The 24523-nt window shown below is 66.1% G+C and carries 21 protein-coding genes; 3 read left to right on the forward strand and 18 right to left on the reverse strand.

Features of this window, described 5'->3' with window-relative positions; translation table 11 throughout:
* Window positions 1–62: 62 nt before the first annotated feature.
* Both G6N47_RS08500 and G6N47_RS08505 read right to left on the reverse strand, forming a co-directional pair.
* A complete protein-coding gene (locus G6N47_RS08500; RefSeq protein WP_083133537.1) occupies window positions 63–3266 on the reverse strand; it encodes an arabinosyltransferase domain-containing protein in 3204 nt (1067 codons plus the stop codon).
* Window positions 3263–6538: an arabinosyltransferase domain-containing protein gene (locus G6N47_RS08505; protein ID WP_083133538.1), complete on the reverse strand. Its 3276-nt coding sequence runs from the start codon at window positions 6536–6538 to the stop codon at window positions 3263–3265. The genes G6N47_RS08500 and G6N47_RS08505 overlap by 4 nt, the downstream gene beginning before the upstream one ends.
* A 138-nt stretch (window positions 6539–6676) precedes the next feature.
* Between G6N47_RS08505 and G6N47_RS08510 the strand changes: the two genes are divergently transcribed.
* The 3 genes from G6N47_RS08510 (at window position 6677) to G6N47_RS08520 (ending at window position 8682) form a co-directional block, all read left to right on the forward strand.
* On the forward strand, window positions 6677–7504 hold the full coding sequence (locus G6N47_RS08510) for a hypothetical protein (RefSeq protein WP_139799645.1): 828 nt from the start codon (window positions 6677–6679) through the stop codon (window positions 7502–7504).
* Window positions 7505–7597: 93 nt separating this feature from the next.
* The gene (locus tag G6N47_RS08515) at window positions 7598–8341 is read left to right on the forward strand and encodes an EspA/EspE family type VII secretion system effector (RefSeq protein ID WP_232080153.1); all 744 of its coding nucleotides are present in this window, start codon (window positions 7598–7600) and stop codon (window positions 8339–8341) included.
* A 23-nt stretch (window positions 8342–8364) separates the two neighbouring features.
* A complete protein-coding gene (locus tag G6N47_RS08520; RefSeq protein WP_083133540.1) occupies window positions 8365–8682 on the forward strand; it encodes an ESX-1 secretion-associated protein in 318 nt (105 codons plus the stop codon).
* Window positions 8683–8696: 14 nt separating this feature from the next.
* Here G6N47_RS08520 and G6N47_RS08525 read toward each other — a convergent pair whose 3' ends face one another.
* The 16 genes from G6N47_RS08525 to G6N47_RS08600 form a co-directional block, all read right to left on the reverse strand.
* Window positions 8697–8924: a deoxyribodipyrimidine photolyase gene (locus tag G6N47_RS08525; RefSeq protein WP_083133541.1), complete on the reverse strand. Its 228-nt coding sequence runs from the start codon at window positions 8922–8924 to the stop codon at window positions 8697–8699.
* Window positions 8925–8946: 22 nt separating this feature from the next.
* Complete coding sequence (locus tag G6N47_RS08530) at window positions 8947–9225, reverse strand: hypothetical protein (protein WP_083133542.1); 279 nt, start codon at window positions 9223–9225, stop codon at window positions 8947–8949.
* On the reverse strand, window positions 9222–11414 hold the full coding sequence (gene glgX, locus G6N47_RS08535) for a glycogen debranching protein GlgX (RefSeq protein WP_083133543.1): 2193 nt from the start codon (window positions 11412–11414) through the stop codon (window positions 9222–9224). The genes G6N47_RS08530 and glgX overlap by 4 nt, the downstream gene beginning before the upstream one ends.
* Window positions 11415–11493: 79 nt before the next feature.
* A complete protein-coding gene (locus G6N47_RS08540) occupies window positions 11494–11847 on the reverse strand; it encodes an anti-sigma factor antagonist (RefSeq protein ID WP_163659594.1) in 354 nt (117 codons plus the stop codon).
* 183 nt (window positions 11848–12030) lie between these two features.
* Complete coding sequence (locus G6N47_RS08545; protein WP_083133545.1) at window positions 12031–15252, reverse strand: arabinosyltransferase domain-containing protein; 3222 nt, start codon at window positions 15250–15252, stop codon at window positions 12031–12033.
* Window positions 15252–17162, reverse strand: a complete 1911-nt coding sequence (locus G6N47_RS08550; RefSeq protein WP_083133546.1) for a galactan 5-O-arabinofuranosyltransferase — start codon at window positions 17160–17162, stop codon at window positions 15252–15254. Before G6N47_RS08550 ends, G6N47_RS08545 begins: the two co-directional genes overlap by 1 nt.
* Window positions 17163–17164: 2 nt before the next feature.
* Window positions 17165–17929 carry a decaprenylphospho-beta-D-erythro-pentofuranosid-2-ulose 2-reductase gene (locus tag G6N47_RS08555; RefSeq protein WP_083133547.1) on the reverse strand — a complete coding sequence of 255 codons (765 nt, stop codon included), beginning with the start codon at window positions 17927–17929 and terminating at the stop codon, window positions 17165–17167.
* Window positions 17930–19285 (reverse strand): FAD-binding oxidoreductase, encoded by a 1356-nt coding sequence (locus tag G6N47_RS08560; protein WP_083133548.1) that lies wholly within the window; start codon window positions 19283–19285, stop codon window positions 17930–17932. It abuts the gene before it with no gap.
* A gap of 32 nt (window positions 19286–19317) precedes the next feature.
* The gene (locus G6N47_RS08565) at window positions 19318–19734 is read right to left on the reverse strand and encodes a GtrA family protein (RefSeq protein WP_083133549.1); all 417 of its coding nucleotides are present in this window, start codon (window positions 19732–19734) and stop codon (window positions 19318–19320) included.
* Between the two features lie 26 nt (window positions 19735–19760).
* Window positions 19761–20246, reverse strand: coding sequence for a GreA/GreB family elongation factor (locus G6N47_RS08570; protein ID WP_083133550.1), 486 nt, complete (start codon window positions 20244–20246; stop codon window positions 19761–19763).
* A 116-nt stretch (window positions 20247–20362) separates the two neighbouring features.
* Window positions 20363–20557, reverse strand: a complete 195-nt coding sequence (locus G6N47_RS08575; RefSeq protein ID WP_083133612.1) for a CsbD family protein — start codon at window positions 20555–20557, stop codon at window positions 20363–20365.
* A gap of 161 nt (window positions 20558–20718) precedes the next feature.
* Window positions 20719–21954, reverse strand: a complete 1236-nt coding sequence (locus tag G6N47_RS08580; protein ID WP_083133551.1) for a threonine/serine exporter family protein — start codon at window positions 21952–21954, stop codon at window positions 20719–20721.
* Entirely contained in the window at window positions 21941–23218 is a 1278-nt protein-coding gene (locus tag G6N47_RS08585; protein WP_083133552.1) for a hypothetical protein, read from the reverse strand. The genes G6N47_RS08580 and G6N47_RS08585 overlap by 14 nt, the downstream gene beginning before the upstream one ends.
* Window positions 23219–23361: 143 nt before the next feature.
* Window positions 23362–23931 carry a methyltransferase family protein gene (locus tag G6N47_RS08590; protein ID WP_083133553.1) on the reverse strand — a complete coding sequence of 190 codons (570 nt, stop codon included), beginning with the start codon at window positions 23929–23931 and terminating at the stop codon, window positions 23362–23364.
* 4 nt (window positions 23932–23935) lie between these two features.
* Window positions 23936–24286 carry a type II toxin-antitoxin system PemK/MazF family toxin gene (locus G6N47_RS08595; protein ID WP_083133554.1) on the reverse strand — a complete coding sequence of 117 codons (351 nt, stop codon included), beginning with the start codon at window positions 24284–24286 and terminating at the stop codon, window positions 23936–23938.
* On the reverse strand, window positions 24270–24500 hold the full coding sequence (locus tag G6N47_RS08600) for a ribbon-helix-helix domain-containing protein (protein ID WP_083133555.1): 231 nt from the start codon (window positions 24498–24500) through the stop codon (window positions 24270–24272). Before G6N47_RS08600 ends, G6N47_RS08595 begins: the two co-directional genes overlap by 17 nt.
* Window positions 24501–24523 lie beyond the last annotated feature (23 nt).

Below are 24523 nucleotides of genomic sequence, written 5' to 3' on the forward strand. Positions count from 1 at the left end.
TCGCGAACGCGGAGTTGTTGCACGCAAATCGCAAAAACCGTGCAACAACGCCACTTTCGGGGCTACGGCTTGATACGGATCTGGCCCGGCGACCACCATCCGCTGCGGGTCGCGGTACCCAGGTCGAGCTGGGCCGGCTGCGCGTCGACGATCGTGTCGAATTTACGCAGAGAACCCCAGTCGCGGCCCCAGTCCCGCGACAGGTAGGTGGCCATCACATGCGCACGCAGCAGCACGTCGGTGATGCCCAGCAGGCCGCCGTTGACGCCGTCCTCCCAGGTGTCGGTGTCCTGCTTCTTGGCCATGTAGTCCGGGGTGATGCGGAACTTCGGGATCTCGGTGACGCCGTTGGCGTGCAGCATCGGGTGCTGGCACGGGAAGGCCAGCCCCACCGCCCAGTCCATCAGCACCGGCTGCGACGAGCCGACGTACTCCTGCAGCGAGCGCAGCTCGGGTACCCGCGGCGGGGTGACCGCGATCCAGTCCTCCGGGGTCAGCGACAGATCGTCGGCCACCACCCGGACGGCCACCGCGTCGCCGGGAATCTTGTCACGGGCGAACCGCAGGTTGCGCCACGCCTTGGGCTGTTCGCCGTACAGGTCGTCGGGCACTAGCCGCCCGGCCGGCGCCAGGTCGGCACGGGCATACTCCAGCACCACGGTCTGCCCGTCGGTGTGCCCGTGCAACACGCTGTTGCCGGCGATCTTGCCCGCTGCGGTCACGACTACCAGCGGATGCCCGTCGTCACGCTTGGGCAGTTGATACCAGGCCGAGGCGAGCCGGCTCTCCTGCTGCGGGCCCGTCGTGTAACTGCCGGCCACCGGCACCCGGGCGGGGTCAAGGCCGTAGGGCAGCGGCACCGTCGAGCCGTTGAGGCCCGGCGTCTTCAGCTTGGTGGGGGCATCCCAGTCGTAGTCGACGCCGGGCTGCGGCGGTGACGCCATCCGAATCGCCTCGGCCACAGTGTGTTCCGGCACGCCGTCGGGGCTGAAGCCGACGGGGTTCACGCCACCCAAGGAACCCAGCGAACCGTAGTCGCCGGGCAGCGCGGGCATGAAGCCGGCGTTGGTGTCGGGTTCGACCAGGACGTCGTCGGCCAGCCCACAGCCACCGGTGAACGCGCGCAGGTTGGCCCAGCCGTTGGAGTAAGTGGGATATTGGCGCACGATCCCGGCCACCATCGACGCGACGAACACGCACACCATGAAACCCGCCGCGATCGGCACCGGCGCGGCTGTCAGCGCGCGGCCCAGCCGGCCCTCGCCACGGTCTCGGGGCGCGAAGTGCAGCCAGGTGGCATACAGCGCAGTCAGCGCAAACAGCACGAAAAATATTGTGCTGATGGTGATTCCGTCGATCTTGGGCATCGCGCTGTTGAACGGCACGCCGTAGCTGGACACGTACCACCAGCCGTTGGTGGTGGCGAAGCACAACGCCAGCATGAAAAACACCGCCGCCACGAACGCCATCCGGTTGCGCGACCAGCGCAACACCTTCGGCGAAACCAGCACCGTGGTCAGCGCCGCCATGGCCGCACCGACCGCGGCGAACAGGCCGAAGTGGTGCACCCACTTGGTGGGGGTGAACATCAAGAAGAACATCGTGCCGAATATGACACCCATCAGCCGCCAGGCCGGCCCGCGGGCCACACCCGGAACCCGCTTGCGGCGCAACATGATAAAGAGTGCCCCGAGCAGGCACAGGAAGGTGACGAGGAAGCCGAACCGCCGCGACAGCGACCCGTCGACGGTGGGCAGGATCAGGTAGTAGTAGCGCAGGTTCTCGGTGTACCAGGCCTGGCTGGGTCCGATCGCACTGCGAATCCTGGTGGCCTCGAACACGGTTGACAGCGTCTGGTCGGCGAACACGACCGGCAGGATCACGAAGCCGGCTGCCAGCAGCGGGGCCACCAGCGGCCAGGTGCCGACCAGTCGATGCCGTCGCACCAGGATCCGCAGGATCGGGCGACCACCGGCGACCAACGCCGCCACCGCGATCAGTCCGGTCGGCTGGATGCCGAGTGTGAACGCGGCGGCGACGATCGCCAGCGCCGCGGGCGTCATCCGGCCCGAGTACATCGACCGCTCGATCAGCACGTAGGTGATCAGCGACCCGACCGCGATGATGCCCTCGGGCCGCAGACCGTTGTTGAACGGCATCCACGCCGCCAGCAGCACCAGGCCCGCGGCCCACAGCGCGGCCTTGCTCGACGCCACCGCCGGACCCAGTCGGGGCAGCACCTCACGGGACAGCAGCAGCCAGCACACCAGCCCGGCGACCAAGTCCGGCAACCGAATCCAGATGCTCTGGTCGCTGACATGGGTCATCAGCGCCAGCAGGTTGTAGTACCAGCCGAACGGGTCTTCGGGGCTGCCGAACCAGCGGAAGTAGTTGGACATGTAGCCGGCGTGGTCGGCGACGCGGGCCATCCCCAGGATGTAGCCGTCGTCGGAAGAGTTGGCCCCGATCACGTGCCAGAGCAGGAACGCGAAGATCACCGTCGCGTCGGCCAGACTGAAACCGTGCCAGCGGCCCGGGATCAACCGGCGCATCCGGCGCCCGTCCATCCGGTCCAGTCGCCACAGCGCAATCAGCGCGACGACGGTCGATGCGATCGCGAGCACAATCGCCGTCAGCTTCAAAACCGTTGGCTTGGTGGAGAATCGGGTGTCGATGGTCGCTGAGAGCCGCAGCCCGGGCGGCGCCGGGCCGGTCAGGTCGGTGAACACCCCGACGATCTGCGGGCGCAGGTTGGGATCCGGGAAGCCCGACGGCTGCCCGGGTGGCCCGGGCAGGCCGACAAACGTGGCGAAGGTGCCGGCATGCGTGGAGGTGATCTCGATCCGCTGACACTGGGCACCGGCCACCAGATTGCGTGGTGCGCTGGCGATCACCACGTTGCGGTCGGTGACGTCGACGCGTTGGCTGCTGACGTTGACGAACAGCCCCTGCAGCGAGGCGTCCTTGCCCTGTTTGGGTGCGGTGCCCAACACCAGCCCGCCCTTCGGCGGCAGCGTGTTCACCACGTCGCACGGCACGGTCACTGTCACCGCGACCGGGGTCTGCGAAATCAGCGGTGCCGTAACGTTTGTGAACTGCCCCTGTTGAGGCCAGTTCAGCGTGGCGGTGGTCTGCACGACGGGCAACAGCGGTGTCGCCACCGACAGCACGAAGCCGATCAGGCCGGCGATCGTCGCCACCCAGCGCGCCACCTGCACCTCGCGGTCGGCGGTCTCGGTAACAGTGGATTCCTGCGTCACGGTCATGGCAGTGCTCGAATCGGTCCTTGTCGGCTCCAGCCGTAGACGGTGGTGACGCCCTGCTCGATCACGGCATTCGGCGCCCGATCAGTCGGCACGAAGCGGTGATACGCCTCCACCGACCCCCAGTCCCGGTACCAGTCGTCGCGCAGGTACGTCGGGATGGTCGACGTCCACAGCATCGCCGTGGTGAACAGGAACGGCCCGCCGTCCTCGGCCGACTGCCACAGGTTCGACGACGCGGCGGTCTGCTTGTGGTCGGGCAGAATCCGGTAGTCCGGAAGTTCCGCAACGCCAAGGTGTTCGGAGAACGGCCGCTGGCAGGGGAAGTTCGCGGCGGTCGCGATGTCGAGCAGCACCGGCGCCTGGGACCCGATCAATTGCTGCAGGGTCTCCAGCACCGGAACCCGCGGCGGGGTGAACGCAAACCACTGCTCGGAACTCAAGTTAGGGTCGTAGGCGACGATGCGCGCCGCGTTGGCCTGCGCCGGGGCCGTCCTCAACGGGAACCGCAAGTTCCGCCACGCCGGCTGCGGACCCAGGTCGATCGGATACACCTGGCCCAGCGGTTGCGTTGTGCCGTCAGGGTTTCGGACACCCCACTCCAGTTTCAGCTGTTGGCCGTAGCTGAAGTCGCCGTCCTCTTTGTAGGACCAGATCGCGCCGGCGGCCGAGACGACCACAAGTGGCCGGTCCTGGGTGCGCGGCGGCAGCTGATACCACGCCGAGGTGGCGGTGGCGGCCAGGCTGTTCTCCCCGTAGCTGCCCATCACCGGGGTGCGAGCCGGGTCCAGGCCGAACGGCAGCGCCGCCCGCGAACCGTTCACCCCGACCGCGCCGTAGCCGCCGGCGGTGCCCGCCGAGTCGCTGATCGCGGCGTTGGGCTTGTTGGGCGAGGCGTCGGAGTTGACCAGCCCCGGCTTGGACACCACCGGATCCGACTGCAGGTCTTTGCCGACGCCGTTGGGGCTGAAGCCGACCGGGTTCACGCCGCCCAGCGGACCCGCCGGACCGTATGCCTGTCCCGGAAAAGGTTGCAGCAGACCGGCATTGGTGTCCGGCTCGGCCAGCACGTCGTCGGCCATCGCGCAACTGCGCTCCGACAGGCCGGATTTCAGCGCGGCGAGATTGGCCTTGGCGGTGGTGTACATCGGGTAGCGGACGGCGGCGGCCTTGGCCATCGAGCCGACCTCGGCGAGCACCATGATCGCCGCCACCACCAGCAGCGGGGTGGAGGCCAGGATGCGGTTGCGGCGGGTGGGCTTGATCTCGGTGTGCCCGGCGTAGTCCATCCGGAAGTGCTGCCAGGCGGCCAGCAGTCCGGTCGCGATCGAGGCCGCCAGGAACATCGACGTCACCGGGTGGCTGGCGATGACCGGCTGGATGTCGAACCACGGCACCCCGTAGTTGCCGACGTAGAACCAGCCGTTGATTCCCGAAGTCGCCCAGGCCAGCACGAACAGCAGCCCGGTGATGTACAGGGTCAGGTTGCGGCGGCTGTGCAGCCCGACTCGCGCGAACGCGAACCCGGTGACCGCGCCCAGCGCGCCGGCCAGTCCCGCGAACGCACCGAACTGCACCGCCCATTTCGTCGGCGTGAACGTCAGCAGCAGCAGACCCGCCGCGGTGGTGCCGATCAGCCGCCACACCGCCCCGCTGGCCAGACCCGCCACCCGGCCGCGCCGCAGGAGCACCACCAGGGCGCCGAAAAGGCAGAAGAACAGCACCAGCCACGCGAAGCGCCGGGTCATCGAGCCGTCCGCGTTGCTCTCGACCGTGACGAAGTAGTAGCGCAGCCACTCCTGATACCAGGCGATCGTCGGGCCGACCTTGTATTTGATGCGCGCCGACTCGCCGACCGTGGCCAGCGTCTGCGACCGGAACACCACGACGGTGATCAGCGACAGCGACGCCGTCAACACCGCAAGCGGCGCCAACAGCCCGTCGGCCGGTCGGCGCGTCGCGATCATCCGGGCGATCGCCCGGGCGCCGGTCAGCAGCGCAGCTACCGCGATCAGCCCCTGCGGCGCCAGCGTCGCGGTCAGCATCGCGACGATGATCGCCACCGCCGCCGGCACCAGCCGCCGGGTGGCGATCGCGCTCTCCACCAGTGCCCAGGTGGCGATCACGCCCAGCGCGATCAGCGGCTCGGGCCGCAGACCGTTGTTGAACGGCAGCCAGGCGGCCAGGAACACCGCGCCGGCAGTCCACACCGCGACCCGGTTGGACGCCAGGCCGCCCTTGCCGGGGCCCAGCCGCCGCAGCGCGTAGCGGCTGATGATCAGCCAGCAGACGATCCCGGCCAGTGTGGCCGGCAGCCGCATCCACACCCCGGCCGTGCTCACTGTCGCCAGGTGCGCCAATACCGCCGGATACCAGTCGAACGGGGCCTCGGTGGTCCCGAAGAACCGGTAGTAGTTGGCCAGGTAGCCGGCCTGCCGGGAGACCCGGGCGATGGTCAGGTTGTAGCCGTCGTCCGAGGAGGTGGCGCCGATGACGTGCCACAGCAGCAGGGTGCCGACGACGCCGACGTCGGCGAGCCAGGTCGCGAGTCCCGCCCGCCAGATGTGCCGCCAGTTGCGGGGTGCGCGGCGGCCGGAGCGCCGGTCCAGGATCCCCAGCGCGACGATCGCGGCCAGCACTGACAGTGTGCCCAGGCCCATCACGGCCTTCTTCAGCATGGTGGGGGCGGTGATGAACCGGGTGTCGATGTCGACGCGGACGGACAGCCCCGGTTGGGCGGGCACTTTGAGGTCGGTGAAGACGCCGCCGACCTGAGGCTTCTTCTCGGGTGCGAGTTTGCCGGCCGCTCCGGGGATCCCGACGAAATCCGCGTTTGCTCCGCCGGCGTCGGCCCAGATGTGCAGCACGCTGCAGGCGCCGGCGGCGATCGCGGAGCGGGGTGCGACGGTGGCCACCGTGTCGCGGAACGCGACGACGACGGTGTCTTTGTTGGCGCGCACGAACAGCCCGTTCTTGCCGGTCTCGAAACCGTCGGACGGCAGGGTCGACAGCACCAGGCCACCGGCCGTGGGCAGGCTGGCGATCGCCGGGCAGGGGATGGAGATGTCCAGAGCCCGCGGCGCCCCGGACACCAGCGGCGCGGTGATGTCGGTGACGTGGCCGTCTTTGCTGCCCTGCGGCCAGAGAATCGTCGCGGTGGTCTGCTTGACCGGTAGCAACGGAACGATGCCGCACAGCAGCACCCCCGCGATTCCCGCGATGACGGCGATGAGGCGCTCGATCCGCTGCGTCGATCGCTCGTCGTCGTGGGGCACGAGGGTCGATCGTAGGCGACCGTCCTGCGACGATGCTCGCCGCCGCGCGGCGCGCTGAGGACCCGGACAAATGGGACGGTGCTTAGGCTGCTGACGATGCTGCCCGGAACGGCGGATCACCGGCGATAAACTCCGACCGTGACCGACCCGCACGCGAGTCATGTTTCGCCGGCCGACCAAGAAAGCGACCGAGCCAGGCAAAACAAAATACTGAGAAGGCTTGCTCTTTCTTTGTCGGGCGGCACTGCGGTGTTCTGTGCGGGAGCAGCAATTGTTGCTGTGCTATATGGCCGCTATTTGCTGACAGCCTTGCTGGTCGGTGCGACGACGTTGTGCGTCATCCCGTTCGTTCAGTGGCTGTACATCGCGAGGTTTGTGCCACGCGCAATGGCGGACTCGTCCGGTACAACGCTGCGTCTCGATCGGCGTCTCGACGTGCTTAGTGCGGTCCTGATGCTCGACGCGGCCGTGGACTTGGGATCCTGGGCAGTCCTCGGACACCTGCACATAGTGACTGTGCCTTTTCCTGAAGAACTCCATCGCGATTACTTGATCATGTTCGGTGGCCCCGCGGTGGTATGCGCCGTATTGGTGTGGCTGATGATCAAACGCCGGGGCGGGGGCTATGTACGACTGACCCCGGAGGGATTTGTTTTCGCGGAAGGCCTCGTTGCCAAGAGAGGTACGTGGTCCGACGTCACCGCAGTCACCGACGTGGCTCCGAAGCGTTCCTATGGTTGGGGTCCGTTCAAGCTCACTTTCTCGCATGCTTACGCGTTGTGCCCCATCACCATCGCGATGGCTAACGGGAAACTGATGACCGTGAAGCAGGCGGGCCTTTACGCGACCGATGGCGATGCGCTGAGAGAGGTGGTGCGGTTCTATTGGCAGCACCCCGGTTACCGGGTCGAGCTGACGGACGGCCGAGCATTACAGCGATTGCGGGATGCGCAATTCGAGGCTTGACTGACTGGCATTTTCGTGTGAGGCAACCCATCCGAGGATTGGTAGCCTGAGCGGTAGTTGCGCTAGCCAGGTGCTTCGGCGAGGGGATTTTGCGTGGGCGACCTCAGGGACATCTACGAGAGTTTCAATTTTTGGAAGGGTCTTGCCTACGACCACCCAAAAGGCGTCGAGAAGGACACCGCGTGGTCGCTGACAGGAATCGGTGCTGACTTTGTCGGTTTCACCCACACCTTGGGGACGCAACTCGGCAAAAAGCTGGGCGCGACCATCCCCGAAGCCGCAGAACTGCCCGTGATCGAAAACGGGCTGCTGGCAATGATGGCCATGGCCAACATGCTCGGATTTGGAGACCCGGAGACGGGAAACGGATTTGCGAAGGGCGCCAACGCATTCAATCGGATCGGCGAAACGCTGGGATCTACCCACCCGCCGGACAGCTGGGAGGGGTCCGCGTCGGAAACATACGGCGAGCGAAACAAAGAGCAGCAGCAGCGCGCGGCCGAGATGGCGGAAAATGACAAGACGGTGAAAGAAGTCCTGCACCGCGAGTCCGAGCAGGTCGAGAAGACAAGGGAAACAATCGACCACAACTCGACCGTCCTCACGCTGTCCATCATCCCGGCATTGACCGCGATGCTTTGGAATATCCCGCCGGGCAGCGGCGAAGCAGTCTCGCTCGGCATCCAAGTCGCTGCCGTCGCCGGCACCTTGCCTCCCTGCCTTCAAGCGTTTGAGCGCATGACGTCCGACGCCGCGCACAATGCGACCTTGATCCGACGGGCTGGAGCCGGATACGACCGCATCGCGGCAGACGCGCATCCAACCGGCGCCCAATAGTCCACCGCAGAAAGGAATTACGCATGGGCGGCGAATTACAGGTAAGTCCTGGCGATTTGCGCAAACTGTCGACTCAGCATCGCCAGGTCGCCAGCGATATTGCCGCGGCCGATATGGCGACCCGGGACACCGGCGTGAATGTCGGCAGCTCACACGGCCTGGTGTGCTCGTTGACCACTGCGGCGGTATTGGCCGCTGAACAGTCCCGTACCAAGGCGGCTAAGGGGATGCAAGCGGTGTCGCATGACCTTGCCGGGAAACTGGATTCAGCCGCTTCCCAGTACGAGGGCACCGACCGGCAAGAAGGCGGCCACCTCGACGGGCAGATGCATCCGGGCTAATGCCAAGCGCGTCATCACTTCTTGCTGGGAATGACGATGACGACGATGAGCGTGATGATGCTGAAGAACAGACCCAGGATGCCCCAGCCGAACGGGTTGCGTCCCTTCATGCCGGCAATCAGCGCGCACACGATCGCGGCGATGATGCTTCCGATGGCAACGAATATCCCCTTGATACCCCGCAAAATGAGGCCCGCGGCTTGAGGGTCTGCCTGGGCGGCGAGAATCAGCGAATGCAACATTGCGAACCTTCTTTCAGGGTGATCAGCCGTGCGGCGCCTCGGAGATCTTGCTGTCTTGCTTGCCGACTGTTTGACAATAGGTCGTCACGGACAGGCGAGTCGTCGAGATCTGGAGTTCGCCGGGCTCAGATCCGTTCTTGTCCTTGAGCATCTTGCTGACCTCTTCGTTCTGTTTTTTCTCGTCCTGGCTGGTGAAGTCCTTGCACTTGGTGTCGCCGCCGGTGTTCACGACTTCTGAGGCTGAGCATCCGCTGAACAGCCACATGGTGACCGCGATCGCCGCGCATGCAATGGGTTTCATCGTTGACCTTCCTGTGGTCGGTGTTGATCGAAAGCACCTGTGGGAATTTGGGCGGCTTGCAGCACGACCATCGCGCGGGACTGCACCGGCACAATCGTGCCGCATTCGCGCGGATTGTCGTTGTCGAGATCGGTCGTCGCAGTGTCGAGCACTACCTGCCACGCCGGGCTGAATTCCCGTGCAGGCAGAACGAAATCGATCGGCTCATGGTGGGCGCTGAAGCACAGGAAGAACGAGTCGTCACTCACCCGCTCGCCGCGAGCATCGCGGTCGGGAATTCCTAAGCCATTGAGGTAAACCGCGATCGCCTTGCCGAAACCGGCGTCCCAGTCGTCGTCGCCCATCTCCGATCCGTCTGGCTTGAACCAGGAAATGTCCGGCAGGCCCGCTGCGCCGCGGCGGCGCACCGGCCGTCCGTCGAAGAAGCGGCGGCGGCGAAAGACCGGATGCGCGGCACGAAGCGCCGACACCGTCGCCGTGAAGTCGATGAGTTCAGCGTCGGCCTTGTCCCACTGAATCCATGTCGTCTCGTTGTCCTGGCAGAAACCGTTGTTGTTGCCGCCTTGCGAGCGGCCCAGTTCATCGCCGTGGCAGATCATTGGAACGCCTTGCGACAACAGCAGCGTGGCCAGGAAGTTACGTTGCTGACGCGACCGCAGCGCGTTGATGTCGGAGTCGTCCGTCGGTCCCTCCACCCCACAGTTCCACGATCTGTTGTGGGATTCACCGTCCTGGTTGTCCTCGCCGTTGGCCTCGTTATGTTTTTCGTTGTACGACACCAGGTCTCGTAGCGTGAACCCGTCATGGGCGGTGACGAAGTTGATCGACGCCACCGGCCGGCGCGCGGTGCGTTCGTAGAGGTCCGCCGAGCCGGTCAACCGAGAGGCGTATTCACCCAGGGTGGCCGGTTCCCCGCGCCAGTAGTCGCGCACGGTATCGCGATACTTGCCGTTCCATTCGGTCCACTGCGGCGGGAAGTTGCCGACTTGGTAGCCGCCGGGGCCGACGTCCCACGGTTCGGCGATCAGCTTGACCTGGCTGACGGTCGGATCTTGTTGCACCAGCTCGAAAAAGGTGGACAGCCGGTCGACGTCGTAGAACTCGCGGGCTAGCGTCGAGGCCAGATCGAAGCGGAACCCGTCGACGTGCATCTCGGTTATCCAGTACCGCAACGAGTCCATGATCAGTTGCAGGCAGTGTGGGTGGCGGACGTTGAGGCTGTTGCCGCAGCCGGTGTAGTCCATGTAGTAACGCGGATCGTCATCGACCAGGCGGTAGTAGGCGGCGTTGTCAATCCCGCGCATACAGATCGTGGGCCCCAGGTTGTTGCCCTCGGCGGTGTGGTTGTAGACAACGTCCAGGATGACCTCGATGCCGGCTTCGTGCAGCGTGCGCACCATGGTCTTGAACTCGTTCACCTGACTGCCGGGGCTGCTGCCCGAGCCGTACTTGAAGTCGGGGGCGAAGAACCCAATGCTGTTGTAGCCCCAGTAGTTCGACAATCCCTTGTCGAGCAGCGTGGAATCGTTGGCGAAGTGGTGCACGGGCATCAGTTCGATCGCAGTGATGCCCAATTTCTGCAGGTGCTCGATGATCACCGGATGAGCGATGCCGGCGTATGTTCCGCGAAGCGGCGCCGGGATGTCGGGATGGCTTTGGGTCAGGCCCTTGACGTGTGCCTCGTAAATGACGGTATCCGCGTAGGCGTGGCGGGGCGGACGGTCGGCGTCCCAGTCGAAAAAGGGGTTGATCACTACCGATTTCGGCATGTGCGCCGCCGAGTCCTCGTCGTTGCGGCTGTCCGGATCGCCAAAGGTGTAACCGAACAGCGACTGATCCCACTCGAAGTTGCCGTCGATCGCGCGGGCGTAGGGATCCAGCAACAACTTGTTCGGATTGCACCGGTGGCCTGCCGCTGGATCGTAGGGCCCGTGCACCCGGTATCCGTACCGCTGGCCGGGCGCAACGTCGGGCAGAAAGGCATGCCAGACGAACCCATCGACTTCGGTCAGTGCCACCCTGGTGTCTTCGCCGTCGTCGCCGAAAAGACACAGCTCCACACCTTCTGCTATCTCGCTGAAGATCGCGAAGTTGGTGCCCGAGCCGTCATACGTCGCACCCAGCGGGTAGGCCTCCCCGGGCCAGCGCCGCACCGCCTGGTCGACTGCCGAGCTGGTCAGTTCGCTCATCGATGAATCCCGATTCTCCCTAGCGTCGCCACAACAGCCGGGACCGAATACCCCGCTGGGACGTCCGCAAACCGGCTAGCTACCGAACTTTGCCGGTGAGCTGCGACATTGCCGCCTCGAGCGTTGTCTCGACGGGCAGCAACTCATCCAGTCCGCAGGCAGCAACGGCTCGCGTGGTTTCCGGCCGATCGCTGACCAGGCACAAGCGCACCCCGCGGTGTTTAGACCGCTCCGCCTCGCGAGCCAACATGGCATAAGCGCCGGCGCCAATGAAGTCGAGGTCACAGACGTCGACCACCAGCGGCCCCGGCGCGACGGCGCAGGCCGCCATATTGGTCAGCAGGTGCTGCCACTCTGCCTCATTGCTGGCGTCCACTTCGCCGCCGACGCAGACGATTACAGCCGAGCCGTTGCGCTCGCCGGTCGCTCGCAACCTGCGTTGTGTACAACGAGAACTGTCACTATCGGGGCCCATGGTGCCTTCTTGGTAGTGCGGGTCATGAACAATGCCCGTCCTACACGTCTGAAGACAGGACCAAGGTCTCGTGCTGGCTGAGGTCCGGATAACCACCGACAGTTTAGAGGGTCGGATCGCCGCAAGGGCAAGCGTTCCGGATCAGGTCTTGCGCAGCGGCGCGGGACTCCACAGCCCGCTGCGGGTGGCCGTGCCCAAGTCCAGGCGGGCCGGCGTCGCATCCGGGTAGTACGGGGTCAACTGCTGCAGCGCGCCCCAATCACGGAACCAGTCGTCCTTCAAATAGGTCGACACGGTGGTGGCGCGGTCCAGCAGCTCGGTGACACCCAGCGGCCCACCGCCGTTGTTGTCCATCACCGGCGAGTTGGCCTCGGCACCGAACCGGTCCGGCAGGATCCGCCACTTGGGCGCCTCGATGACGCCGTTTTGATGACCGAACGGCCGCTGGCAAGGAAACGCCAGACCGACCAGCCAGTCCAGCAGCACCGGATCGGTCGAGCCGACCACCTGCTGCAGCGTGCGCAGCCGCGGAATGCGTGGCGGCGTCACCGCAATCCAATGCTGCGGCGCCAAGTCGTCGTCGGTGGCGACCACCCGCACCTGGGTGGCGCTCTCCGGGAGCGCCGCCAACGGGGCCCGCAGGTTGCGCCACGCCGGCGCCGCCCCCACGTCGGCGAATCCCGTTGAACCGGCCGGTTTTCCGTCGTCGCCGGCCCACTGCACCTGCACCTCGCCGGGATCGAACCGGCCTGCCGCCGACACCACCAACAGCGGCCCCACCTCGTTGCGAGGGGGTAGCCGATACCAGGCCGAGCGCAGCAGCGCCGGCACCTGTACGCCGGAGCGCCAGCTGCCCAGCACCGGGGTGCGGGCCGAGTCGAGGTTGTACGGCAGTCGTGCCCGTGACCCGTTGATCCCCGGCGCGGCGGTGGTCCCGCCTTCGGTGCCGGCCTCGCTGCTGGTGACCATGCCGTCGTCGCTCACGAAACTGCGGTCGCCGGGGCGTTCCATCACCGGGTCGGCGGACACGTCGGCGGGAATGCCGTTGGGGTCGAAGCCTTCGGCGAAGGCCGCGCCCAACGAGTCCTTGAGCGCCACCCCGACCGGCGTGAGCATGCCGGCGTTGGGATCCTGCTCGACGAGCACGTCGTCGGCCATCCCGCAGGTCTTGCCTGTCAGCGCTTGCAGATTGGAGCGGCCCACCGACCACGCCGGGTATTGGTCGGTCATCCCGAGTGTCAGCGACAACACCTCGAAGAGGACCAAGAACCAGGCAGCAATCCCCAACGGAGACTGCATAATTCGCGGCAGGCGGCGCTCAGAGGACTCGCTGTTGTTGACGAAGTGGAACCAAGCGGCCAGCAGCAGCACCACTACCGTCAGCCCGAGCAGCACGGTGGTGAAGCCAAAGTGCCACTCCGGGAAAGCATTCGACCATGGCACGCCGAAATTCGAGACGTACCACCAGCCGTTCACACTGGCGAACGACAGCGCCACCACGAAGAGCACCAGGGCGGCGAACATGGTGCGGTTGCGTCGCGAGCGCATCGCCGCCGCGGTTACCGCGACGGCAGCCAGCGCGCCCAGCGAGCCGGCCAGCCCGGCGAACACGCCGAAGTGGTGCGTCCACTTGGTGGGGGTGAACATCATCGCGATGAACGAGATGATCGTGATCCCGATGATGCGACGGCTGGGCCCTGCGGCGGTGCCCGGAATTCTGCCCTTGCGCAACGACATTGCCACCGACACCGTCAGCGCGACCAGCAGCGCCAGCACCGCGAAGCGACGGGCCACCGACCCGTCGGGGCTGGCCATGAACAGCCGCTCGTAGCGGATGTGCTCGTCGAACCAGGAGAGGCTGGGCCCGACGGCGGATTTGAGCATGCTGGCCTGGATCTCGCCGGCGAATGTCTGGTCCCGGAAGATCAGGATCACGGTGACGCTCACCGCGGCCAGGATCGGCGCGACCAGCGGCAGCACGCCGAAGCGTTTGGTGCGGCGGTGCAGGATCGTGCGCAGCGGCCCGATGGCCACCAGCAGCGCGCCGATCGACGCGATGCCCGTCGGCCCGGAGAACAGGGTCAGCGCGCCGATGATGCACGCGACCGCCACCGGCAAAAGCCGGCTGGTGGCCACCGCCCGCTCCACCGAGCACCAGGTCAGCAGGATGCCCAGCGCGATGATCGGCTCGGGCCGCAGCCCGTTGTTCAGCGGCAGCCAGAACGCCAGGAATACACCGGCCGCGGTCCACGCCGCGGCGCGGCTGTGCTTGACGGCATCGCCGAGCCGGGGGATGACTTCGCGGCTGATCACCCACCAGCAGGCCAGCGCCATCAGCAAGGTGGGCAGCCGCATCCAGATGCTGGCGGTGGTGACGTGCGCCCACAGCGCCAGCAGGTCGTAGTACCAGCCGAACGGCGCCTCGGGAGTGCCGAACCAGCGGTAGTAGTTGGCCATGTATCCGGCATGCTCGGATACCCGGGCCATGGTCAGGATGTAGCCGTCGTCGGCGGTGTTGGCCCCGACGAAATGCCACCACACCAGCACCGCGGTGACCAGGGCGTCGAGCCCGCTGATCGACCACCAGCGCGGCGGCAGGAAGCGGCGGTGCCGGGTGGAGTCGGAGGTGTCCAGGATGTGCAGCGCCACCAGCGCGGCGATCGTCAGGGCGACTCCGAGGATCATCGCGCCCAGCTTGAGCGGTGTCGGGGCGCTGCTGTAGCGGGTGTCGATCGTCGCCGAGAACGTCAGGCCGGGCGGCGCAGGTCCGGACAGGTCGGTGAAGACGCCGACGATCTGCGGCCGGAAGTCGTAGCCGCCGCGCTCGCCGCGCAGTGCCTGGCCGGGATGTTCGGCGTTGGGGCCTTGCCGGAGCCCGACGAATTCGCCGGTGACCTTGTCGGCGTGCGCGGTGAAGGTCAGCTTCTGGCAGGCCGGGCTGAGCACCTGGCTCAGCGGCGCCACCACCACCGGTGTGTTGCGGACGATGACCAACAGATCGTCGTTGACCCGCTCGATCAACAGCCCGCGGTCGACGGCTTTCGGGGCCTGCTTGGGGACCGTGGACAACAGCACCGTCTTGGTCTTGCTCAGCTCGGCGGCGGCCTGGCACGGGACGGTGATGTTGAGATCGGTGGCGACGTAGCCGATCAGTGGCGCTTCGACGCTGGCCAGCACACCGTTTTGCGGCCAGTTCAGTTCGGCGGTGGTCTGTTTGACCGGCAGCAGCGGGGTGGCGATGGCCAGCAATGTCCCGAGCAGACCGGCGACGACGGCGACGACACGGGCGGCCCGATAGTTTGCTCCCGTGTCGCTCACGGGCCTAGATGCTAGTTGCCCGGTCTGTGCGGTTTCGGTGGCCATTAGGTTGCGGTCCGGACGGCCAGCACGAACGGGCCGATGTGTTTGACGGTGAAGCGCGGGTCGGCGAACAGGGCGGCCTTGAAGTCCACCGTGTAGCGACGGACGTTGGGCTGGTTGGGGTAGACGTCTTCGGCCAGCCGCAGCGTGTAGCTGTCGTTGGCGCCGCGGCGCATCAGGAACACGGTCGGCGGCTGCCACGGGAGCGTGTCGAGGGCGTGCACAAGTTGGTCGGCGGCCTTGAGTTTCGACCAGGCCTTGATCGCTGCGGCCCGCTTGTCGAACTGGGCCAGCGGGTTGGCGTAGTGCGACGTCAAACCCTGAAAACCCCAGTACGGGTAGTAGGACAGGAAGCTGTAATCGGCTGTCAGCACGATGGTTTCGTCTCGCGGCCTGCCGGTGAGCTGGGTGATCGTGGCGTCGATGGCGGGATAGTACTTCTCGGCGCTGGGCGGGCGGCGATCGCCGCGGTGGCCGTGGCCGTCGGTGTCGGTGTAGGCGATGGTGATGTCGGGGCGCAGCACGCCGGGAATGTCCTGGCTGAATCCGATCGCGCCGGCCAGCCCGAGGGCAACCGCCACCGGCAGCACGCTGCGGCTGCGCCCGGCCAGCGCGCGGGCGGCTTCGACGAAGCCGAATGCCCCGGCGGCGGCCAGTAGCACGGTCAGCGTCGGCTGCAGCCGGAACGACAGCAGCGTGGTGCGCGCCAGCGTGGTGAGCATCGACAGCAATGACCACAGGTAGACGGCGACGACGCCGATCGCCAGTGCCCCGGCCCGTGTCGACGTGCGGGCCCGTACCACCAGCCACAGCGTGCCCAGCATGCATAGCGCGCCGAGCAGCGTGAACTGCAGCATCGGGAAGGTCAGTTCGGCACCGTCGGCCGGCAGGTAGTGCTGCGCGCTGCCGGTGTTGCTGACCGGTTCACGGGCTGCGCGCAGCACGAACGGCAGCCAGGTGGTCGACCCGATGGCCGCCGCGATGACGGCGATGACGGCCAGCCGGATCAGTGGCTCCACACGTCGCCGGGACGCGGCCACGAGTACCGCCATCAGCGTCACGGTGAACGCACTGTAGGCCGACAGCAGCGTGTAGAAGGTGGCGGTGAAGCCGAGGAAGATCCCGGCGCCGATCACCGCGGCCCAGCCCTTGCCCGCGAGTGTGAAACCTGCGACGGGTTCCGCGGCGTGTCCGTCGTCGGATTCACACTCGCCGGAGGGAAGGCGGCCGCCAGCGCGCAGCCCTGACCACGTCAGCACCAGCACCGGCGGCAGCAGCACCGTGATCATCGCCGAGTAGGGCTCGGGCGAGCTGTAGGCCAGCGTCACCGCGGCAGTGGCGGCGACCACGATCAGCGCATATTCGAAGCGGATCATCCGCCACCACAACACCAATGCCACCGCGACGGCAATCGTGATCGAGGTGATCGCCCACGGCTTGTACATCTCCCAGGCCGGTGTTCCGGTCAGCGCGGCGACGCGGCCACCGATCCAGAACCAGCCAGGCGGATAGAACGGCGGCAGTCCTTTGTAGGTCATGTCGGCCAGCGCGGAACTGTCGGTGAGCCGGGTCAGGTATTCGGTGCGGAATTGCTGGTCGACGGAGATGCCGTGCAGGTAGAGCCTGGTGGCGCCCAGCGGCATACCCAGCGTCACCACCGAAAACGCCGAGACGAACACCAGCCCGCCCAGCTGTGCCAGCCGGGCCCAGCCGCGTCGCCACAGCCAGCCTGCGGCCAGGAGTCCGGCGAGGCAGCCGACCTGCCCCACTGTCGTGAGTGCGTGCAGTTGGTTCGACGACGGGTAGGCCGGCCAGTTCACGCTCGCGATGGCTCGCAGCGAGACAACCGAGACCGCAACGGCCACCGCGGCGGCGAGCAGCATCTGGCCGACGGTGGCCAGCGCGTTCCGCATGCTCAGATGGGTAGCTTGCGGAAGATGGGCCGCGGGATGTGTCGCAACACCATCATCACATAGCGGAATGCTCCTGGCGCCCAAACTAATTCCTTACCTTTCGCGGCTGCGGTGACCGCGAGGTTGGCGACGTACTCTTTGTCGACGGTCAATGGCGCTTCTTTGATGTGCGCGCTCATCCTGGTGCGCACCTGGCCGGGCCGGATCACCAGAACCCGAACGCCGTACTCGCGCAACGCTTCACCAAGGCCGAGGTAGAAACCGTCCAGTCCGGCTTTGGTGGAGCCGTAGACGAAGTTGGAGCGCCGGACCCGTTCACCGGCGGCCGAGCTCATCGCGATGATCTGGCCGAAGCCCTGAGCACGCATCTTCTCGCCGAGCAGCACCCCCACCGAAACCGCTGCCGTGTAGTTGACTTCGGCGATCTGCACCGCTTTGCGCTGGTTCTGCCACAGTTCTTCGGCGTCGCCGAGTAGCCCGAACGCGACGATCGCGACGTCCACATCGCCGTCGGCGAAGGCCTGCTCGATCACCTTGGGGTGACTGTCGGTGTCAACCGCGTCGAAGTCGATCACCTCGACGGCCTTAGCGCCCGCGACCTTCATCTGCGCGACGGCGTCGTTGCGACCCGGGTCGTCGGGCATGCAGGCCAAGACGATCCGGGCGTGCGCATTCTGCAGGTAGCGCTCGCAGATCGCGAGACCGATTTCGGAGGTTCCCCCGAGCAGCAGGATGGTCTGAGGATTACCGACGGCGTCAAAGACCATCTACAGCAGCTCCAAACGTCGGGCCATGTCGGATACGAACACTCCGGTCGGATCGACCTTGCGGCGCACCGCAATCCACTCGTCGATGCGCGGATACATGGCGTGGAACATCTCCGCGGTGGTGCGGGAATCCTTGGCGGTGTAGACCCGGCCACCGAATTCCAGGACGCGGCGGTCGAGTTCATTGAGAAACTCCCCCAGCCCGGGCTTGATCTGGAAGTCGACGCAGACGTTCCACCCGGGGATCGGAAAGCTCAGCGGTGCTTGGTTCCCCGGCCCGAAAAGCTTGAACACATTCAGAAACGAGTAGTGGCCCGACTTCTGGATGTCGTACATGATGCCCTTGAACTCCTCGACGGCGTCCGTGGGCACTACGAATTGGTACTGGCCGAAACCCGCTGGGCCGTAAGCACGGTTCCACTCTCCGACCATGTCGAGCGGATGGTAGAACTGCGTGAGGTTTTGGGCTTTGCCACGATACGTGCCGGACTTTCGGTACCAGAGCTCGGTCATTGTGCCGAAGATCAGCTTGTTGCCCAGGCCGCTAGGAAAGATGTCTGGCGTCGTAAAGTATTGCGGCGCATCGAATTTCAATGGGTCGCGCTGAAGCTTCTTGGGCAGCTGGTCAAGCCGGGCCAGCGAGCCACGCGATATGACGGCGCGCCCGAGCTTGGGCGGCGGGCTTATTGCGTCGAACCAGGCGGACGAGTAGGTGTAGTTAGCTTCGCTGCCGTCGCTGTGGAAGGCGATGGTTTCGTCGAGGTTGGCGGTGACATCGCCGTCGGCAATGAAATACGCCGTTTCGGTCGGGGTCATTTCGATGGTGGCCCGCAGGACGATGCCGGTCAGGCCGTTGCCGCCGACGCTGGCCCAGAACAGTTCGGCGTCGTCCCCATCCGGGGTCAAGCGGCGAATCTCGCCGTCGGCCATCAGCAGATCCATGGACCGCACATGCTGGCCGAAGCTGCCGGCGCTGTGGTGGTTCTTGCCGTGGATATCGCAGGCGATGGCGCCGCCGATGGTGACCTGCCGCGTGCCCGGCAGCACCGGCACCCACAGCCCGAAGGGCAGCGCGGCCTTCATCAGCTGGTCGAGGTTGACCCCGGCGTCGACGTCGACCAGTCGCGTGTCCGCGCTGATCGAGTGAATGCGGTTGCACGCCGTCATGTCGATGACCAGCCCGCCGCCGTTTTGCGCGTTGTCGCCGTAGGAGCGCCCGAGCCCGCGGGCGATCACGCCGCGGTCGCCGGCGTTGGCCACCGCCTTGGCGATTTCGTCCGTGTCACGGGTGGAAAGCACGGTGGCCACCGAGGGCGCGGTGCGGCCCCAGCCGGTGAGCCGTTTGGTCGTCAACATCGTCAAAGAGGGTACCGCCTGGGCGGGCGACGTCAGCGCAGCCGGAAGATCACCGAGCGCTGCACGACGAAGTTGATCACCGACGCAGTGCCCTGCGCAATGACGAACGCGACGGGTACCGCCCACGCGCGGTAGTCCAGCACCGCCAGGCACAGGTGGTTGAGCCCGACCTGCACGGCGAAGGTGACCCCGTAGAGGGCCATGACGACCAGGAACCGGGCGGTGCTGGGCTCGGCCTGGAACGTCCATCGGCGGTTGATCAGGTAGGCGGTGATTGTGCCGGCAACGAAGCTGGTCGCTTTCGCCAGGTCCACCTGCAGGCCCACCGCCTTGTAGAGCAGTACGTAGAGCCCGAAGTCGACGATCGCCGACAGCCCGCCGGTGACGACGAACCGCCACACCTGCGTGCTCAAACTCAGGTGCGTGCGCGGTGGGGCGATCTCGGCCATCGCGGGGAGTCTACGGGTCGGGTCGCCTACGTCGGGTATTTGACGTCGAGCAGCTCGACCTGGCTTTCGCCCTGCGGCGTCGTGTAGGTGACCTTGTCACCGGGCTTGCGACCAGACAGTGCCATACCCAACGGGCTGCCTGCCGTCAGCGTCTCGGCCTCACGGCCGACGGGGGTCTCTTCGACGACGGAGATCACGTGCATCGTCACCACCGAACCGTCGTCGAACCGCACGGTCACCTCGGTGCCGCCGGGCAGTGTGCCGGTTCCGTTCGACGGCGACGGTCCGGTCCGCAGCAGCCTGTCGAGCTCGATGATCCGCTCGTCGAGCCCGGCCAGCTCGTCGGCGCGCTGGATGGCGTCGGCGGCGTCGGCGTGATCGCTGACCGCGCCGCGGTCGTTTCTGACCTCGACTTCGAGCCGTTCACGTCGTTCCCGCAGCCGATCCAACTCCGCGGTAATGCGTTCGCGTGACTTATCGGAAAGCCCCGTGGATTCGACTTCCTCGCTCACCCTTCGCACCTGTCCTCAGGGCGCAGCGGCGATGGCAAGCCCGGAGCGCCTCGATTGTTGTCTGTCGTTCGTCCCCGATTATTCCTATGGCGAATCGGTGTGGTGGCGTTTCGCGATCAAGAGTGGCGACGGCCTCCGCGTCCGCGAAAGGCGTCCTTGACCTTTTCGCCGGCATCCTTCAGGTCCGATTTGACCCGCTCACCTATGCCTCGATTTTCGAGGTTGCGGTCACCGGTGGCCCGGCCAATGGTTTCCTTGGCTCTACCACCGAGCTTCTGCAGCTTGTTTCTCGCCTTGTCGGTCGCACCCACCGTGAGCCCTCCCTTCGTCGGGTCCATCGGATACCCGCAGAAGGATGCATTCAACCGGCGCCGAGATTGTCCAGAACCACAGCCCGGGCGGCAATCTCAGGTGCTCGCCTCGGCGACCAGCTGGGCCAGTGCCGCCGGGTCACGCAGCAGTAGCCGCCGGACTATTTCCAGATGGTGTCGCGCAGCTGGTGGAAGGCGCCCCAGACCAACAGGCCGGCCTGAAAGCCGAGCGCGATGGAAATCATCGATGTCAGCGTCCCGGTGAACACGGCGCCGCGATCGGTCCCCATGAACTGCGTCACGCCGACCAGACCGAGTGCCCCGGGAATCAACAACCAGAATCCCGGCAGCAACAGCGCGGCCGTCGGCGGGCTGCTGGGTAGCTGCGAGATAGCCAATGCGCAGAGCATGAGTGTGAATCCACCACCGAACCCGCTTGCGTAGCTGCCCAATACGGCGTTGGCGGCCACTTGGCCCGCGTACGCGACGAACAAGATGCCCAACAGCCACGGCGTGAACTTACGCGGCGGACCCAGATAGAGCCGGATGCCGATGCCATACACCGCGACGCCGAGCCAAGGGGCCCACGGGCCGAATTTGTTCACCGGCCCGACGATGAGCTCGGCAGCAGTCACGCCGAGCATTTGAGCGGCAATAAGAATGCCGAAAGCGAGCTGGGCCAGCTGCATGAAACCGGCGATCAGCCGGACCGCACCCGACACCATTTCGCGGACGGTCAGTTCGATGACCGCGAGGGTGATCGGGACGCCCGGGAGGAACAACGCTAGTGGCGCGGCCTCTACCCGCAGGTTGTTCGGGCCGAGATGCAACAGCCGGTCCAGGCTAAAGGCGCTGGCGGCTACCAGGAATGCACTGATGGCAGGCAGCAGTTGGCCGATCGCGGCGCTGACTCGATCAAGTAGTTCCAAGACGCCGACGAGCAGGCCGAACCCGGTTGCCGCTATCAACGCGATCGGAGTCGGCTGCAGCACCAACGCGAATCCCGCGCTCTGCACGGCATAGCCGATGACGCTGACCCAGGCCGGGAACCGGCGCGGCAGAGCGCGGATCCGGTCGAGTTCAGCCAAGCCGTCCGCGGCGGCAATGTCACCGCTTTCGGCTTGGTCAACGAGGTCAGCCAACGGGAAGGTCTGGTCGTAGCGCAGTTCGCGCCCGGCTCGCACCACCCGCAGCACGGCGCCCCCGGCTTGGTCCGAGCCGCTCAGCTGGACGTAGTTGGGCAGCACCAGAAAATGGTGGGCCAGTCCGTAGCGGTGGGCTGTTCGGATAAGCGTGCGCCGCACCAGGTTCACCGGGTAGTTGGCAGCAGTCATCGCTGCGCCGAGTCGGACGAGGAAGTCGACGGCCACCGTCTCGCTGCGGTCAGGCGCGGTCATGCCAGCGGGCCTGATGTGCGGCGTGGGTGGGCAGGTAAGCGCCCGGCGCGAACAACTCGTCGTAGAAGTCGGTGTCGATGTGCTGGGCCTGCAGATACATCAGCACATGCACCGTGGGCACCGTGCCAGGCAGCTTGCCGAAGGTGTCATAGATGTACGACGCCTCGATGGTGACCAATTCCTGGATGCCGTCGGGCGGCAGCGCCGAGGAGCGCATTTTGCGGGTGTCCGCCCAGGGACCCGGAGGGTCGGGGTGAAACGGCCCGCCCGGTCCGTATCGCCGCGCGACCAACTTTTCGACGCCGGCGGCCACGGACGACACATGCGGCGGGCTGAGCGTTTCGAAAAAGCCCGGCAGCCCGGTGGCGTTCGGAAATGGCCAGCGCTCGTCGGTGTCGGAGACAAAGCCCAACCCGGGTGCCCGCGGGTCGCCGGATCCGCCCAGGACCGACAGCCGGTCCAGGCCGTCGTAAATCCAGCCGCCCAAACCCATCGCCTGCAACATCAGCACCCCGTTGTTGGCGGCGATCGACAGTTCGGCGCTGGCCTCGCTAAGGGTGTATTCCTCGGCAAAGGACAACGGCACCGGCTGGTCGGCGTGCGGCAGCGACGAAAACGCTTGGGTGCCTGGGATATTGCACTTGTGGATGTCGTCGTACACCAGATAGCCGTTGGCCGCGTAGAACCACAGGATGCTCATCAGATGTTCGGCCAGGTCGGCCACCGGAAAGGCCAGCAGACTGCCCGGATGATTGGCGATCCACACGTTGTGGCCCGCCATATAGGGCTCTTCGCGCGGCAGTTCTAAGCGATGCTCCGAAATCCGCACGATGGAGTCGGCGGTACAGGTGACCCACTCTTCAAAGGTGGTGAAGTCGCGTGGCGGCTGGTCGCGAGTGGGCAGCAGATACGTTCCGGTGTCGTCGGTGAAAAACAGTTGACTGGTGTGGAACCCGGCCGGCGACGGAAAGGTGCGTCCGGTAGCGCTGCCCGAGTAGTTCGGCAGCATTGGGGCATAGGTCGGGTTGTAGGTGATGCCGTAGTGCCAGCCGGTGACACCGCCGGTGACTGCCAGGACCAGTGCCCGTTCGACTTCCGACAGCGGTTGCACTGGCCTGCGGCTGGCGAACGCCAATGCGCCGCTGGGGATTTGCCCACCGACAGGGAATCGGCGGGACCGCCGACCGGTGATTGCCGCCAGCAACGGGTACCGAGCCACCTCGGCCAGCGCGGCCCTCTCGTGGGCGGATATCTGCAAACTCATCGCCTAGTCCAGTTGTGTCGGGCACGCCGCGCGGCGCGGCTGCCCAGACCGGATTGTCATGCCGACAATCATCTGCCGCCGGGCGCTCCATCCGGCGCGAATCGCAATTTCTGCCTATTCGCCGGGTTGGGGCGGCATGTCGTTCAGTACACAAAGGGAACGAGGCGCGACGTCCGTCGCCGGTAGTCCTCGTAGCGCTGCCCAAACACGCTGCCCAACAGCGCTTCCTCGGTGTGCACCCGGTAGGCGTAGGCGGCGACGACGAGTGCGCCCACCACGAGTACGGCCACCCAGCCGGCCGCCGCTAGGGCATACCCGCACCACACGAGAATCGTTCCGGCATAACCGGGATGGCGTATCACGGCGTAGGGCCCTGACGTGACGAGCTGATGTTCGTCGACCTCGCGCACGGTCCGGGTGTAGTGCCGACCGAGCGCCACCATGCCCCATGCCCGGACGGCTAGCCCCAGCCCGAGTGCCGCAATACCCAACCAGCGCCACAGCGGCGAGGCCCATCCGATGCCCGTGACGGCGAGCCCGATGACAACAGCTGCGCTGACGATGAAGCAGCACACCAGGATTCGGGTGCTGCCGCGGTCGGTCCCGGCATCGGCCCAGCTAGCGGTCTGGGCATCCTCGCGGCGGCGCAGCACGAATTCGAAGCCCGCCCACACCGCGAGCCCGGCAAGAGCCAACCACGACGTCAGCACCATGACGTCACAGCTCGAGGTGCAGACGCAGCGCGTCGTCTAGTTGGGCAAGCTCGACCGGTGAGAGCCGACCAATCCGTCGCTGAAGACGTTGTGTCGCAACAGATCTGATCTGTTCGGCCTGCGCTTTGGAATCGACCGCGAGACCCGTGCCGGCCGCCGGCAACAACACCTGAAACGGATAGACCTTGGCGATATTGCTCGTGACCGGCACCACGGTCACTACGCCACGGCCAAGTCGGGCAGCTGTCGCGTTGGCCCGGTCGTTGCTGACGATCACCGCCGGCCGATGCTTGTTGGCTTCGCTGCCGCGAGCAGGGTCGAAGTCGACCTGCCAGATCTCACCGCGGCGCATCACCGAGCCCGTCGTCCGCAGCGGCCTCCCACACGTCGTCCTCGGCGGCAGCCGACCACTCCGTCCAAGCCTCGTCATAGTCGTCTTCCAACGTGGGGTAGCGAAGCATCCGAATTGCTCGTTGCAGACCTGCCGACCGTGACGGTAATCCCGCCCGCTCGACATAGGCGTCCAGCACGTGGACGTCTTCCTCGGGCAGGCTGACACTCAGCTTCATACTCAAATGCTACCGAGGTAATA

Origin of the sequence: Mycobacterium branderi, assembly GCF_010728725.1 — a bacterium.
GTDB classification, from domain to species: domain Bacteria; phylum Actinomycetota; class Actinomycetes; order Mycobacteriales; family Mycobacteriaceae; genus Mycobacterium; species Mycobacterium branderi.

Excerpts from the sequence above, each read along its gene's own strand:
- G6N47_RS08500 (WP_083133537.1), bottom strand. The coding sequence starts at position 3,266 with ATGACCGTGACGCAGGAATCCACTGTTACCGAGACCGCCGACCGCGAG.
- G6N47_RS08520 (WP_083133540.1), top strand. The coding sequence starts at position 8,365 with ATGGGCGGCGAATTACAGGTAAGTCCTGGCGATTTGCGCAAACTGTCG.
- G6N47_RS08525 (WP_083133541.1), bottom strand. The coding sequence starts at position 8,924 with ATGTTGCATTCGCTGATTCTCGCCGCCCAGGCAGACCCTCAAGCCGCG.
- G6N47_RS08530 (WP_083133542.1), bottom strand. The coding sequence starts at position 9,225 with ATGAAACCCATTGCATGCGCGGCGATCGCGGTCACCATGTGGCTGTTC.
- glgX (WP_083133543.1), bottom strand. The coding sequence starts at position 11,414 with ATGAGCGAACTGACCAGCTCGGCAGTCGACCAGGCGGTGCGGCGCTGG.
- G6N47_RS08545 (WP_083133545.1), bottom strand. The coding sequence starts at position 15,252 with ATGGCCACCGAAACCGCACAGACCGGGCAACTAGCATCTAGGCCCGTG.
- G6N47_RS08550 (WP_083133546.1), bottom strand. The coding sequence starts at position 17,162 with ATGCGGAACGCGCTGGCCACCGTCGGCCAGATGCTGCTCGCCGCCGCG.
- G6N47_RS08555 (WP_083133547.1), bottom strand. The coding sequence starts at position 17,929 with ATGGTCTTTGACGCCGTCGGTAATCCTCAGACCATCCTGCTGCTCGGG.
- G6N47_RS08560 (WP_083133548.1), bottom strand. The coding sequence starts at position 19,285 with ATGTTGACGACCAAACGGCTCACCGGCTGGGGCCGCACCGCGCCCTCG.
- G6N47_RS08565 (WP_083133549.1), bottom strand. The coding sequence starts at position 19,734 with ATGGCCGAGATCGCCCCACCGCGCACGCACCTGAGTTTGAGCACGCAG.
- G6N47_RS08580 (WP_083133551.1), bottom strand. The coding sequence starts at position 21,954 with ATGACCGCGCCTGACCGCAGCGAGACGGTGGCCGTCGACTTCCTCGTC.
- G6N47_RS08585 (WP_083133552.1), bottom strand. The coding sequence starts at position 23,218 with ATGAGTTTGCAGATATCCGCCCACGAGAGGGCCGCGCTGGCCGAGGTG.
- G6N47_RS08590 (WP_083133553.1), bottom strand. The coding sequence starts at position 23,931 with ATGGTGCTGACGTCGTGGTTGGCTCTTGCCGGGCTCGCGGTGTGGGCG.
- G6N47_RS08600 (WP_083133555.1), bottom strand. The coding sequence starts at position 24,500 with ATGAAGCTGAGTGTCAGCCTGCCCGAGGAAGACGTCCACGTGCTGGAC.